Below are 14175 nucleotides of genomic sequence, written 5' to 3'. Positions count from 1 at the left end.
CATACGTACGTTCAGGCCGCATACCACTGGCCTTGAGCGATCGGACTCATACTGAAAGATGAGCTGACTCGCTTTGATCTTGTTGAGTGGTAGCGGGGGCCGGATTTGAACCGACGACCTTCGGGTTATGAGCCCGACGAGCTACCAGGCTGCTCCACCCCGCAACAAAATCATCCACACCTGCAATTTCGGGTGCCTTAAAAACCGCGCGAATTATACGGACAGCGGCCCAAGCATGCAAGGATACTTCAGAGTCAAAAAAAGCCTGCAAAAGCAGGCCTTTGAATTGGTGCCGACGACTAGACTCGAACTAGCACGGGCTTGCGCCCACCACCCCCTCAAGATGGCGTGTCTACCAATTTCACCACGTCGGCTAAATCGTATATGAATTACTCTGCAGGCAGTGCGCTTTCTGGCTCATTAACAACCGGAACAACATCAGTCTCTACTGGAGAAACCTCTACCGGAACGTTAAATTCAGAAAGACCCTCGGCCTTTTGCTTGGCAACAAAAGCCAGTGCCAAACTTGTTACAAAAAAACCGGCGACCAGAATGGCAGTCATACGGGTCAAAAAGTTCCCGCTACCCGCAGAACCAAATACAGTTTGCGAAGCACCACCACCAAAAGATGCGCCAGCTTCTGCGCCCTTACCACGTTGAATCAGTACAAAACCGATTACACCGACAGCAAGCAACACATGAATCAGTAACACCAGATTTTCATATACCATTTAAACTTACCCTTTTGTAGCGTTACAAATAGCTACGAACTCATCTGCGATTAATGAAGCACCACCAACCAGGCCGCCATCAATGTCAGGCTGACCGAACAGTGCTTCTGCACTGGCAGCTTTAACACTGCCGCCATACAAAATACGTGTCTTAGCAGCAACTTCAGCATCTTCTGCCGCCAGAATCTGACGGATAAAGGCATGAACGTCCTGAGCTTGTTCAGGCGTTGCTGTTTTACCAGTACCAATTGCCCATACTGGCTCATATGCAATTACGATTTTTTCAAAAGCCGCTATACCGACTTTATCCAAAACAGCCTTAACCTGAGTCTCACATACTTTTTCAGTGGTGCCGGCTTCACGCTCTTCCAGCTTTTCACCGATACACAGCATTGGGATCAGGCCAGCAGCCAGAATCGCTTCAACTTTTTTAGCTACGATTTCGTCAGTTTCACCGAACAGTTCGCGACGTTCAGAGTGACCCACCAAAATATATTCACAGCCAAATTCTTTTGCCATAGACAGACTTAATTCGCCGGTGAATGCACCCTTTTCTTCAAAGTATGCGTTCTGAACACCGTAAGCGATTGCTGAATCAGCTAATTCTTCACTCAATTGAGGTACGTACAGAGCCGGCGGGAAAATCGCCGTGTCAGCTGAACCATCGAAGCCTTCTTTAAAAGCTTTCAACAGAGCCGCGTTAGACTCTTTATTACCATTCATTTTCCAGTTTGCAGCAACTAATAGACGTCGCATAAACAATGCCTCCTCGAGCGGGCGCAGAGTGTACTTATTTTAATGTTTCGGAGCAAGCTTTGGACCGAAAAAGCACACGGGTTCTAGTTTAAAAAATAATTGTTAAATCAATACATTAGGTCATCAGTCAGCGACTGCCAGCTCTACTTCGGCGGCTAGCTTCTTACACACTGACTTCACCGTTGATACGTCTTCTCCTTCAACCATCACCCGAACAACAGGTTCGGTCCCGGAAGGACGCAGCAATATTCGGCCAGTATTCGCTAATTGGTGTTCAGCAGCTTCTGTGGCCGCTTTAATGGCAGGCAAGGCTAGCACATCCTGCTTTTTAGGCAATTTGACGTTGATCATCACTTGAGGATATTTGCGCATTCCTGATTTTGCCTGTGACAGGGTTTGATCACTTTCGCGCAAGGCGCACAACACCTGCAGCGCAGATACAATGCCGTCTCCAGTGGTTGAAACATGCTTGCAGACCAGGTGGCCGGAGTTTTCTCCGCCCAGCGTCCATCCCCGCTCACCTAACTGCTCCATGACATAGCGATCTCCAACTTTAGCACGAATCAGCTCAAGGCCTTGCTTCTTCAGGGCGACTTCCAGACCCAGATTGGTCATCAGGGTACCGACGATACCGCCGGCAACCACACCCTTCTCTTTCAGGTGTTTCGCCAGTATGTAGAGCAACTCGTCACCATCGACGGTATGACCTTCATGATCCACCATCAGCAGGCGGTCACCGTCACCATCAAACGCAATGCCCAAGTCAGCTTTCTGTTCCAGCACCTCTTTCTGCAGCGCGGCCGGATGCGTTGAGCCGACACCCTCATTGATGTTGAGGCCATTAGGCTGCACGCCGATCAGGTGCACATCGGCACCCAGCTCACGGAATACCTTTGGGGCGACATCGTAGGTGGCGCCGTGGGCGCAATCCAGCACGATGCTGAGGCCATTCAGATTCAGGTAGCCGGAAGTGGATTTGCAATATTCAACATAGCGACCGTTGGCATCATCGATGCGGCGGGCCTTGCCTAGCTTAGAACTGGGGGCACACTCCATTAACTGTTCCAGCTCTGCCTCGATCTCCCACTCAATGTCATCAGGCAACTTGGTGCCCTCAGCAGAGAAGAACTTAATGCCGTTGTCGAAAAACGGATTATGGGAGGCTGAAATAACAATACCGGCATCGGCATGGAAGGTCCGGGTCAGGTAGGCAATAGCCGGCGTTGGCATTGGCCCCACCAGCAGGCTATCGCAGCCGGCAGCGGCCAAACCCGCCTCCAGCACTGCCTCGAACATATAGCCAGAGATACGGGTGTCCTTGCCGATCAGAATTTTTCCACGGCCATGACGAGAAAACACCCTGCCAGCCGCCCAGCCCAGCTTGAGTACGAATTCAGGAGTAATAGCGCCTTTACCGACCTCTCCACGAATACCATCGGTTCCGAAATATTTCTTTCCTTTAGCCATTTGAATTACTCCTTACGCTAAGTTTTCTTGTTTTACCGCATTCAGCATGCGCACAACATCGACGGTTTCCGCAACGTCATGCACCCTAACAATCCAGGCACCATTCATCACCGCTGCCGCCGCCAGTGCCAGGCTGCCATTCAGCCGGTCATTTACAGCTTTATTCAACACTTCGCCAATCATGCGCTTTCTGGACATCCCGACCAGCAGCGGGCAGCCGCCAATTGTGAGCTGATCCAATCGATTCAGCAACGTCAGGTTGTGATTCAGCAACTTACCGAAGCCAAAGCCCGGGTCCAGAATAATCTGATGCTGTTCGATACCTGCACGGTGACAGGCGGCTATACGCTCAACAAAGAAGTCATGAACATCTGTCATAACATCCGCATAAACCGGGTCATCCTGCATCGAATCCGGCTCACCCTGCTTGTGCATCAGGCAAACCGGCAGACCGGTCATCGCAGCCGCAGCCATAGCGCCGCTGCGCTGCAATGCACGCACATCATTAATCAGGTGCGCACCCAACGCGGCTGCCTCAGTCATCACCTCGGGGGAACTGGTATCCACTGAAATAATGGTATCGACGTTTTTAGTCAACGATTCCACCACCGGCAAGACCCGGTCCATTTCCTGCTGCAATGAAACAGGCGCTGCGCCCGGACGAGTACTCTCGCCCCCTACATCAACAATAGCAGCACCGGCAGCAACCATCTGCCTGGCATGCGTCATTGCCTGTTCCACACCGGCAAACTGACCGCCGTCTGAAAACGAATCCGGCGTGACGTTCAAAATACCCATGACATGAGCATGATCGAGCGGCAATGATTTCTCTTTAAATTTAAACGACTTCAAACCTGCACCCCTGCAAATAAAAAAAGCCGGCACAAGCCGACTTTTATTCATTTCATATCAGATCATTCTTTAGACGAACGATCCTGCTCCTGCGATTCAGCAGCAGAGTCTCCCTGCGCTTTCTCTTCAGCCGGGGCTTCTTTGGCCACAGCCGCCTCTTTCTCTGCAGGCTCGTCTTTCTCAGACGCTGCAGCCTCTGCCGCCGACTGGCGATCATCCCAGCCGCGCGGTTTACGAGGGGTCAAACCGGTCATAATGTCTTCAATCTGATTAACATCAATGGTTTCATATTCCATCAATGCATCTTTCATCGCTTCGAGCTTATCGCGGTTCTCTTCCAGAATGCGGTAAGCCTCTTTGTAGCACTTGTCCAGAATCTTCTTGATCTCTTCATCGACCATTTCAGCGGTCTTACCAGACACCTTAGACCCGGAGCTCTGGCTACCCAGATAACCCTGTTGCTCTTCTTCGAACTGCTGAGGACCCAGCTCACTCAAGCCCCATTTGGTGACCATGTTACGGGCAATCGCGGTTGCACGCTCAATGTCATTGGAGGCACCGGTCGTAACACCCGCACCACCCAGCGTCATGTCTTCGGCAATACGGCCACCGTACAGACCACAAATCTGGCTTTCCAGTCCGCGCTTACTGACCGAGTAGCGATCTTCTTCGGGCAGGAACATGGTGACACCCAAAGCCCGGCCGCGAGGAATGATGCTCACCTTATAAACCGGATCGTGATCCGGCACCAGGCGACCAACAATGGCGTGACCGGCTTCGTGATAGGCGGTATTCACCTTTTCTTTTTCCGACATCACCATGGTCTTGCGCTCGGCACCCATCATGATCTTATCTTTAGCACGGTCGAACTCTTCCATGGTCACCACGCGCTTGTTCAGACGCGCCGAGAACAAGGCAGCTTCATTCACCAGGTTCGCAAGGTCTGCACCGGAAAAGCCTGGCGTACCACGGGCAACGATAGAGGCATCGACATCGTCCGCAATCGGCACTTTACGCATGTGTACTTTCAGAATCTGCTCACGGCCACGCACATCCGGCAGGCCAACCACAACTTCACGGTCAAATCGGCCCGGACGCTTAAGTGCAGGGTCGAGTACATCCGGTCGGTTGGTTGCAGCAATCACGATGATGCCGTCATTGACCTCAAAACCGTCCATTTCCACCAGCAGCTGGTTCAAAGTTTGTTCACGCTCATCGTTACCGCCACCGATGCCCACACCACGGGAACGACCCACAGCGTCGATCTCATCGATAAAGATAATACAAGGCGCCTGCTTTTTAGCCTGCTCAAACATGTCACGCACACGCGACGCACCCACACCAACGAACATTTCGACGAAATCGGAGCCGGAAATAGAGAAGAACGGCACCTTAGCTTCACCGGCAATGGCTTTAGCCAGCAGTGTTTTACCAGTACCCGGCTGACCCACCATCAACACACCGCGCGGAATCTTACCGCCCAAACGCTGGTACTTACCCGGGTCACGCAGGAAGTCGACCAGTTCCTGAACGTCTTCCTTTGCTTCATCAACACCGGCCACGTCTTTAAAGGTGGTGTTAATCTGATCTTCACTGAGCAGGCGCGCCTTACTCTTACCAAAGCTCATCGGGCCACCCTTGCCGCCACCGGCACCGCCCTGCATTTGGCGCATAAAGAACATGAACACACCCAGAATAATTAAGATCGGGAAGGCTGCGACAAACAGCTGAGTCCAGATACTTGGCTGTTCAGGCGGCTGAACGGCAACATCAACGCCGTGTGCAATCATTTCGTCGATCAGCACATTCGGGTCACTGTAATCCGGACGAACCGTGCTGAAATAGGTGCCATCACGCATTTCACCGGTAATATCCAGCCCTGAATAGGTCACCGAACGCACCTGATCCTGCTCTACCTGCTGCACGAAACGGGAGTAGCTCACCGGCTCAGCACTGGAAGACATATCGAAGTTATTAAAAACAGCGATCAGTACAACCGCGATGATTACCCATAAAATTAAATTTTTAGCCATATCGTTCAATTTTCACCTTCTTACGCAAACTTCTGCGTGTTTGCCTAATTTTTATAACCAGTTGCAACTACGTAGGTCTCTCTCGACCTCGGTCTGGATGCATCTGGCTTGCGCATCATAACCTTTGTAAAGTGCTGTCTGACTGTTTTGACGTACTCGTCAAAACCCTCCCCATGAAACACCTTAGCGACGAACGATCCACCCGGTTTCAAAATAGATTGTGCCATATCCAGCGCCAACTCCACCAAGTACATGGCGGCGGGCTGATCAATGACCGCATTTCCGCTCATATTGGGGGCCATATCTGAAATTACAAGGTCAACCGGCCTATCACCAATTCGTGCCAGAAGCTCGTCATAAACGGCCTCTTCTGTAAAGTCGCCCTGAATAAACTCGACATCGGCAATGCTGTCCATTGGTAATATGTCGGAGGCCACAACACGGCCGTTGTCACCAACCATCCTTGCCGCCACCTGCGACCAGCCGCCCGGCGCCGAACCCAGGTCGACAATTGTCATGCCGGGCTTAATCAGCCGGTACTTGTCACTCAGCTCAATGAGCTTATAGCTGGCACGGCTGCGATAGCCATCCTGCTTGGACATTTGGACATATTTGTCATCAAAATGTTCTTTCAGCCAATCCTGACTGTTTTTTGGCCGAGCCACGTATAATCCTCTTTAGTTATTTACCCGCATCTAAAGTACAATCTAGATCAAAGTATTAATGTAAGTACGAGATAACCCAATTATGAGTTTGAAACAGGAACAAAAAAAGCGTTTACGCACCATTGGTCACAAATTAAATCCGATCGTTATGATCGGAGAAAAAGGATTGACCGATACCGTCATGGCTGAAATCAACCGTGCACTCGATGATCACGAGCTGATAAAGGTAAAGGTAGTCGCGGAAGACCGTGAAGATAAGAAAGCCATGATTGAAGAACTGGTGGCCGAAACCGGTGCAGAACTGGTACAGACCATTGGTCATATTGCCCTGCTGTTGCGAAAATCTGACGAGCCAAACCCTAAGCTCTCGAACATCATCCGCTTCAACCATCTGTAAGCGGCTGAACGCTATGCCCGCGCCGGCGGGCATCGTTGAAACAGGGCGATCGCTGACAGCGACCTATACCTGAGTTAACCAGCCAAAGCTGTCTTCCGCTTTACCCCACTGAATATCATTCAATGCTGCACGCAGTTTCTCTGTAGTCGGGCCCACCTGACCGTTGCCCACCGCATATTCTTTACCTTTATGAATCAGAGTACCGACCGGTGCCAGTACCGCAGCCGTGCCGGACAGTGCCGCTTCGCAACCCGTCTTGGCAGCGCGCTCCAGCAATTCGCTGACGGTCAGCTCTCGCTCCTGAACATCCATACCCATCTTAGCAGCCAGCTTCAGCAGTGAATCCCGGGTGATGCCGTGCAGGAAGCTGGAATCCAGCGCCTTGGTAATAATTTCGTTACCGTCGATCAACAGGAAGTTGGCCGCACCGGTTTCCTGAACATCGCCATTCGGGCAGAACAGCACCTGATCGGCTTTAACTTCGGCGCGGGCCCGCAGGATTGGGTCGAGCGCACTGGCGTAGTTACCACCGCTCTTAACCATGCCCATATGCGGAGCGCAGCGTGCGCCCTGCTCATCCAGCAACAGGCGCAGCGTGTGTGCGCCACCGGCAAAGTAATCGCCCACCGGAGAAAGCAGAACATAGAGCATCGAGCTCAGTGAAGGCGCTGCGGCTTTGCCGATGGCCGCCTCGGTGCCGAGATGCGTTGGACGGATGTACATGGAACCCGGAGGTGACGGTACTTCGTCAGCAAACTTACGCACAATATCAATAATCATCTGCGACAGCTGCGCTTCATCAATTTCCGGCAGGTGCAGCAGCTTAGAGCTCTGCGCCAGACGACGGATATTGGCATCCATACGGAAGATGTGCACGCTGCCGTCTTCATGACGAAACGCCTTCAACCCTTCAAAGCAGGTACTGGAGTAATGCAGAACATGCGCACCGGGGTGGAATTGAAGGCTATCTGCGGGCACCACGCTCGACTCGTTCCATTTGTTATCCTCGAACGTTGCCAGTGTCATTTCCGGCATAAAAACGGTACCAAATGCAGCCATGAGTGCCCCCTAAAAAGATTGCTGAGTAGATAGAGTGAGTAGAACCCGAAAATAATGCATGAAACGCACTAAGCCATTGGATTCGCTATGAAATTGCGCAACATTGTAAGCCTAATAACCGGCAGACACTAGTGGCTCAGTGCATCAGCATTCGACATATTTACGCCACGCCTGACGGATGTGCTCAATCGCCAAATTCAACTTATCATCAATGGCAGAACGCTCGATTGAAGTTGAATGGCCGTCGAGAATCGCCCGGTGCACGGCAGTACGCAATTGCAGGTAAGCACTCAGCAGGCGATTATGATCATCCGCGTCAACAATGCCCGCCGCCAGCAGCTCATCGAGCGTACGCACATTATCCGACCAGATCGCCAGATTAGGGTGTTGCCGGGCATAAGCCAGCACGCAAAACTGCACCAGAAACTCCAAATCCACAATGCCACCGCTATCATGCTTGAGGTGGAAATTCTCCTCCGGGTTATCACCACGCGCCGGAGTGGAAAGGTGATCGCGCATCTTCTGGCGCATCTCTAATACCTCGGTGCGCAATTTTTGCGTTTCCCGTGGTAAACAAAGGATTTCTGCGCGCAGCTCATCGAACAGCACCTTGAGCTCCGGATCACCGGCAATAAAGCGAGCACGCGCCAGAGCCTGATGCTCCCAGGTCCAGGCCTGACCCAGCTGGTACTTTTTAAAGGCCGCCAAACCGGACACCAGCATGCCGGAGTTACCCGAGGGCCGCAGTCGCATGTCGACTTCGTACAACATTCCCGACGGTGTCACTGACGACATCAGGTGAATGAGCTTTTGCCCCAGGCGCGCCATAAACACACTGTTGTCGATCTTTTTCGGGCCTTCAGTCTGGCCATTCAGCGCGGCATTATGGATGAACACCAGGTCCAGATCGGATTGATAAGACAGCTCAATCCCACCCATTTTGCCGTAGGCGATTACCCCGAAATCGGTATCGCACCAGTCGCCGTTTTCTTTTGAAGGGCGGCCGTTTTTGGCAACCATTTGCTGCCACGCCAACGCCAGTGCCTGTTCGACCACCACTTCGGCCACCCAGGCCAGGTAGTCTGAAATTTTCATCAACGGCAGCTGGCCGGCGATTTCGCAGGCCGCCGCACGCAAGGCCTTGCCATGGCGGAAATGGCGCAGCAGCTCCATCTGCCGTTCAAGGTCTTCTTCCGGAACACGGATCAGCATCTGGTGCAGCTCGTCCATCAGCTGAACCTTATTCGGCAGACGGTAAAGGCTTTCAATATCCGTCAGTTCATCCAACAGGAAGGGCTTTTCCTGCAGGTTCTCGGCAATCCAAACGCTTTGCGGTGCCAGCTTGACCAACTCACGCACGGCAACCGGATTTTCTGCCAGCAACACAAAATAAGAGGTGCGCCGTAAGATTGATTCCAGTATCGGCCGTATCGCCTCAAAGCGCCGCGGCGCATCGTCATACTCCGCCAGGTTCGCCCACAACAGCGGCATAAACACATCCAGATTGTGGCGGGCGGTTTCAGACAGCCGATCAACGCCGGGCAATGCCCGAAACGCCAGCAGCGCGGCAGCCAGTTCGCCTTCCGCTGCGGCAGATTCAGCCAGCCACAAGGATTCGTACTGTTCCACGCTCTTCGGCGTGTATTCAGGTGAGTCATCCTGAATCAGGTAAGAAAAGTGCTTATGCACCCGTTCACGATAATCAGTCAGCCGGGTCAGCAACTGATCGGCCGATTCAGCACCGGCTGAAATGGCCAGACGCTCCAGCGCCGCGTCATCCACCGGCAACACCTGTGTTTGCTCATCGTTTATGGCCTGAATACGGTGCTCCAGATCGCGCAGAAAATCGTAGGCCTCGACCAACTCGGTCACGGCGTTATCAGGCAACAGACCCAAATCGCCTAACGACGCCAGAACCGGCCAGGTACCGCGCTGCTGCAGGATTTCATCCTGACCACCGCGAATCAGCTGAAACACCTGGGCGATGAATTCGATCTCCCGAATACCACCGCGCCCCAGCTTGATGTTGCGCTCAAGGTTTTGCCGGCGCACCTCTGCCTGAATCTTCTGCTTAAGGTCACGCAGCGCACCCACGGCCTGGTAATCGACATAGCGGCGATAAACAAAGGGCGTAAGAATATCCTCCAGCGCCTGCTGAGCCTGAACAGCGCCGGTGACAGCACGCGCCTTCACCATGGCAAAGCGCTCCCAGAAGCGCCCCTGTTGCAGGTAATAGTTTTGCAGCGCGCGAAAATTGGACACCAGCGCGCCGGATTGCCCCCAGGGGCGTAAACGCATATCAACCCGAAACACAAAACCATCGGCCGTGCGCTGATCCAGCAGTTGAATCAGCTTGCGGCCAACGCGGGTAAAGAACAGCTCATGCGGCTTGCCTTTCGTGGTTTCTGACTGCGTTGGGTAGGCAAAGATCAGATCAATATCGGAAGAAAGGTTAAGCTCCTGCGCGCCATGCTTACCCATAGCGATAACAATCATCTGCTCCGGCTGATCACTGTGCGGGCAGATGGCCGGCGCACCCTGGCTTGCTTGCCAGAATTCTGTACTCCAGGCCAAGGCTTGGCGGATGGCAGCATCGGCGAGATCAGAAACCGCGCGGGCGGTGTCTCGAACATGATTCAGCTGCAAAATGTCACGCGCGATCAGCCGCGCCATATAGCGGTTACGCCAAACGCGTAAATCCTTCATGACCCGGGCTTCGTCTTTGATCGTCCAGGTTTGAGCCGCCTCTTGCAGAGCGGCCTGCGGATTAGCATCCGCCTCAACAAAACCAAGGAAGGCCACCCAATCGGTTTGCCCTTTCAGCCAGGTGAACAGCCACGGACTGGCCAGACACATCCGCTCAAAAACCGGTTGATGCTGGGGTTCCAAATTACAGAATTGCGATTGTGACTGAAGGCGTTCGAGTTCTTTTTTCAGCTGTTTTTCTTTTGGCACGATTCAAAAACCTTTGTTCTTGTTCTGTGATAAGACGTAGCGCTGACTCCCCCACTTTCGGCGGGCGGAAATCATTAAGCCTGAGCGATATAGCTTAGGGCCTGTTGATACTATTTTCATCCATTCTGTGGCTCTTGATTTGTTTCAGAATTAGGCCAGAGGTTCGCCGTTGATTGCTGCAAGCGCGCGACCCGCCCTGTGCCACTAATCGCCCATCGCGTCGCCCAGGGAACTAACCGCCACCGCCGCTGTCTTTTCTACAACTTCAGTGCCATTATTTGGCACCTATAAAAAACATATAAAAAATAGGGAATTTCATGAGAGTTCTGATTCATCTGATTGGTTGCCTGGCGATGACCGCTGCCGCCACCGCGTCTGCCGAAAACTGGCAGAGCACCGTTACCGAAGCCAAAGGCCAAACCGTTTATTTTCACGCCTGGGGCGGTGATGAAAACATCAATGATTACATACAATGGGCCGCAGACGAGGTTAAAGACCAATACAACATTACCGTCCGTCACGTTAAGAATGTTGCGCCCAATGCTGTCAGTCAGGTACTGGCGGAAAAGGCCGCCGGTAAAAACAGCGGCGGCGCTGTCGATCTGATCTGGATTAACGGTGAGAACTTCGCCAACATGAAGGAGGCAGGGCTGCTCTACGGTTCATTCACGCAGGACTTACCGAATTACCAGTTTGTTGATACCGAAAACAAGCCAACCACTTTGTATGACTTCACCGTGCCGGTCGATAATCTGGAAGCACCGTGGGGCATGGCGCAGCTGGTGTTCATGTACGACAGCGAGATGGTTGCCAACCACCCAAACAACGCGTCTGAGCTGCTCAGCTTCGCGCAGAGTAACCCGGGACGATTCACCTACCCTGCACCGCCGGCATTCCACGGCACTACCTTTATTAAACAGATACTGCTGGAACTGGGCAACGGAAACGAAGCGTTGTTTTCCCCGGTTGATCAGGCCGACTTCGCCGCCGTAACCGCGCCGTTGTGGCGTTACCTTGACCAGCTGCATCCCGCCATGTGGCAGCAGGGTAAAACCTTTACCGATGGCGCACCGCGCATGAAGCAGCTGCTGAACGATGGTGAAATTTTCATCTCTCTTTCTTTTAACCCGTTTGAAGCCAGCAGTGCGATTGCCAACGGTGAATTACCCGACACCATCCGCACCTATATTCATGAAGCCGGCACCATCGGCAACACTCACTTTGTGACTATTCCGTTCAATGCCAGCCACCCAGAGGCAGCGATGGTGTTTGCAAACTTTCTGATGTCACCACAAGCTCAGGCGCGTAAAGCCAACGCCGATATCTGGGGAGACCCAACGGTGCTGAGCATGACAAAACTGAACAGCAGCGATCGCGCCGTGTTTAACGCCCTGCCAAAGGGTATTGCGACCCTTTCCAATGAAGAGCTTGCCAACGTATTGCGCGAACCTCACGCCAGTTGGGTTGAAGCACTGGAAGCCGCCTGGTTACAACGCTACGGAAATTAATAAACCACCTTGAACACCTTTAAACGTCTCGCTGCACGGGGCACCCTTTTCGGTGCCTCGCCCTGGATTACCACCAGCATCTTTTTAATACCGGTCGTTGTCGGGCTGTTAGGCACCTGGCTGCCAGCGTTTGGCTGGCTACCGGCGATCGACAGCCGCAGATTCAGCTTAGCGCCGTGGCAGCAGCTGTTCGCTTACCCCGGTGCGGATTCCGCAATTGTAAAAACACTCGTCACGGGCCTGGGTGCCTCGGCGCTGGCATTGCTGATCACGCTGTTGATACTCATTGGTCTGTACCCTTCGAAGATCTTCAACCAGATTGAGCGCAGCCTTGCACCGCTGCTTTCCATGCCACATGCCGCCTTTGCCATTGGCCTTGGCCTGTTGATTATGCCCAGCGGCTGGCTGGTGCGCCTGCTGGCGACCTTTACCGAAGCGTTATCAACCCCACCCTTGTGGACAACCTTTCAGGATGCACAGGGCATCAGCCTGATATTCGCACTGGCGCTGAAAGAGATTCCCTTCCTGCTGTTTATGTCGCTGGCGGTGTTACCGACCCTGAAAGCGAAGCAGACACTGGCGCTGGCCGGAAGCCTGGGTCACAGCAAACGCTACGCCTGGACATGGCTGTTGCTGCCGCGCCTGTATAAACAAATTAAGCTGCCCTTCTACGCGGTGGTGGCCTATTCCCTGACGGTTGTGGATATCGCCATGATTGCCGGTCCAACCACGCCACCAACGCTCGCGGTGCTGGTCAACCAGTGGTTTTATAATCCGGATTTTCAGTACCGTATGGTCGGTGCTGCCGGCGCCACGCTGCTGCTGCTGATCAACGTCGTTACGCTGCTGGTTCTGCACTTATCTGAAAAGCCGTTAGAGAAATTGCGCACGGCAATGCTCAATAAGGGCGCGCACCACCGCAAAAGATTTCACTGGGAAACACCCGCAGCCATCGTGGCATCACTGTCACTGATCGGGCTGTACATTGCATCGATTCTGCAGATACTTTTCTGGAGTTTTGCCAGCCGCTGGCGCTACCCCGACTTACTGCCTGAACACTTTTCGCTGCGCTCCTGGGGGCGTATTTTCAACCGCATTGAAGAGCCGTTCTTCTGCAGCTTTTGGCTGGCGGTACTGTCGGCCTTTATCGCATTGGTGCTGACCATCCTGATGCTGGAAAACGAAGTGCGCATCAAGCAAAGAAAACCGGGTTTCGATGCCCAGCGCAGCGTATTAATTGTTTACCTGCCGTTACTGATTCCACAGATTGCGTTTCTGTTTGGCTTTCAGGTGTTCCTCATTCAAACAAGGTTGGATGCGAACTTCTATTCCCTGCTCTGGTCTCACTGTGTGTTCGTTATACCCTATGTCTTTTTAACGCTGAGCGGGCCTTACCGTAAGTTTGATCAGCGCTACAGTGTGGCGGCCGTGACGCTTTGCTCGTGTCCGGCAAAAAGTTTCTGGAAGGTGAAGTTTCAGATTTTACTGCGACCCATCCTTTATGCCTTTGCGACCGGCTTTTCGGTTTCAATTGCCCAATACCTGCCTACCCTGTTTGTTGGCGCCGGTAAGTTTTCGACCATTACAACCGAAGCAGTCGCCATGACCAGTGGCAGCGATCGCCGGCTGATTGCAGTGATGGCACTGTGGCAGCAAATTTTACCGCTGATCATTTTTTTACTGGCAACACTGGTCCCTTCGCTGCTGTTTAAAAACCGCAAAGCGATGCAACAGAGTTCGATTTAAACATGA

At 52.8% G+C, this 14175-nt stretch carries 11 protein-coding genes and 2 tRNA genes; 3 read left to right on the top strand and 10 right to left on the bottom strand.

From position 1 onward, the window contains the following. Positions 1-87 precede the first annotated feature (87 nt). From BCF53_RS15300 to rlmE, 8 genes are all read right to left on the bottom strand, one after another. A tRNA-Met gene (locus BCF53_RS15300) sits at positions 88-164 on the bottom strand. 123 nt (positions 165-287) lie between these two features. Further along, positions 288-374: transfer RNA gene (locus BCF53_RS15295), tRNA-Leu, on the bottom strand. A 15-nt stretch (positions 375-389) separates the two neighbouring features. Further along, entirely contained in the window at positions 390-731 is a 342-nt protein-coding gene (gene secG, locus BCF53_RS15290) for a preprotein translocase subunit SecG (protein WP_132702934.1), read from the bottom strand. A gap of 6 nt (positions 732-737) precedes the next feature. Beyond that, positions 738-1487, bottom strand: a complete 750-nt coding sequence (gene tpiA / locus BCF53_RS15285; RefSeq protein ID WP_132702932.1) for a triose-phosphate isomerase — start codon at positions 1485-1487, stop codon at positions 738-740. 123 nt (positions 1488-1610) lie between these two features. After that, positions 1611-2954 (bottom strand): phosphoglucosamine mutase, encoded by a 1344-nt coding sequence (glmM, locus tag BCF53_RS15280; RefSeq protein ID WP_132702930.1) that lies wholly within the window; start codon positions 2952-2954, stop codon positions 1611-1613. A gap of 12 nt (positions 2955-2966) precedes the next feature. Next, positions 2967-3806: a dihydropteroate synthase gene (gene folP / locus BCF53_RS15275; protein ID WP_243645846.1), complete on the bottom strand. Its 840-nt coding sequence runs from the start codon at positions 3804-3806 to the stop codon at positions 2967-2969. A gap of 62 nt (positions 3807-3868) precedes the next feature. Next, positions 3869-5839: an ATP-dependent zinc metalloprotease FtsH gene (gene ftsH / locus BCF53_RS15270; RefSeq protein ID WP_132702928.1), complete on the bottom strand. Its 1971-nt coding sequence runs from the start codon at positions 5837-5839 to the stop codon at positions 3869-3871. Between the two features lie 44 nt (positions 5840-5883). Continuing rightward, entirely contained in the window at positions 5884-6504 is a 621-nt protein-coding gene (gene rlmE / locus BCF53_RS15265) for a 23S rRNA (uridine(2552)-2'-O)-methyltransferase RlmE (protein ID WP_132702926.1), read from the bottom strand. A gap of 82 nt (positions 6505-6586) precedes the next feature. Here rlmE and yhbY point away from each other — a divergent pair, with 82 nt between their 5' ends. After that, a complete protein-coding gene (yhbY, locus tag BCF53_RS15260; protein WP_165901939.1) occupies positions 6587-6901 on the top strand; it encodes a ribosome assembly RNA-binding protein YhbY in 315 nt (104 codons plus the stop codon). Positions 6902-6964: 63 nt separating this feature from the next. Here the strand turns inward: yhbY and BCF53_RS15255 are convergent, their stop codons facing one another. Together BCF53_RS15255 and glnE are read right to left on the bottom strand one after the other, a co-directional pair. Then, positions 6965-7960, bottom strand: coding sequence for a branched-chain amino acid aminotransferase (locus BCF53_RS15255; protein WP_132702922.1), 996 nt, complete (start codon positions 7958-7960; stop codon positions 6965-6967). A gap of 144 nt (positions 7961-8104) precedes the next feature. After that, positions 8105-10915, bottom strand: coding sequence for a bifunctional [glutamate--ammonia ligase]-adenylyl-L-tyrosine phosphorylase/[glutamate--ammonia-ligase] adenylyltransferase (gene glnE / locus BCF53_RS15250; RefSeq protein WP_165901938.1), 2811 nt, complete (start codon positions 10913-10915; stop codon positions 8105-8107). 317 nt (positions 10916-11232) lie between these two features. Here glnE and BCF53_RS15245 point away from each other — a divergent pair, with 317 nt between their 5' ends. Continuing rightward, complete coding sequence (locus BCF53_RS15245) at positions 11233-12423, top strand: ABC transporter substrate-binding protein (RefSeq protein ID WP_132702918.1); 1191 nt, start codon at positions 11233-11235, stop codon at positions 12421-12423. Between the two features lie 9 nt (positions 12424-12432). Next, on the top strand, positions 12433-14169 hold the full coding sequence (locus BCF53_RS15240; protein WP_132702916.1) for an ABC transporter permease: 1737 nt from the start codon (positions 12433-12435) through the stop codon (positions 14167-14169). Positions 14170-14175: the final 6 nt, after the last annotated feature.

Source organism: Reinekea marinisedimentorum (assembly GCF_004341165.1).
Taxonomy (GTDB): Bacteria; Pseudomonadota; Gammaproteobacteria; order Pseudomonadales; family Natronospirillaceae; genus Reinekea; species Reinekea marinisedimentorum.
The sequence above is the reverse complement of the archived record's forward strand: the minus strand, read 5'-3'. Positions and strand labels throughout refer to the sequence as shown.

What these genes read in the sequence shown, in the direction of transcription:
- yhbY (WP_165901939.1), top strand. Translation starts at nt 6,587, where the DNA reads ATGAGTTTGAAACAGGAACAAAAAAAGCGTTTACGCACCATTGGTCAC.
- tpiA (WP_132702932.1), bottom strand. Translation starts at nt 1,487, where the DNA reads ATGCGACGTCTATTAGTTGCTGCAAACTGGAAAATGAATGGTAATAAA.
- BCF53_RS15245 (WP_132702918.1), top strand. Translation starts at nt 11,233, where the DNA reads ATGAGAGTTCTGATTCATCTGATTGGTTGCCTGGCGATGACCGCTGCC.
- glmM (WP_132702930.1), bottom strand. Translation starts at nt 2,954, where the DNA reads ATGGCTAAAGGAAAGAAATATTTCGGAACCGATGGTATTCGTGGAGAG.
- secG (WP_132702934.1), bottom strand. Translation starts at nt 731, where the DNA reads ATGGTATATGAAAATCTGGTGTTACTGATTCATGTGTTGCTTGCTGTC.
- ftsH (WP_132702928.1), bottom strand. Translation starts at nt 5,839, where the DNA reads ATGGCTAAAAATTTAATTTTATGGGTAATCATCGCGGTTGTACTGATC.
- BCF53_RS15255 (WP_132702922.1), bottom strand. Translation starts at nt 7,960, where the DNA reads ATGGCTGCATTTGGTACCGTTTTTATGCCGGAAATGACACTGGCAACG.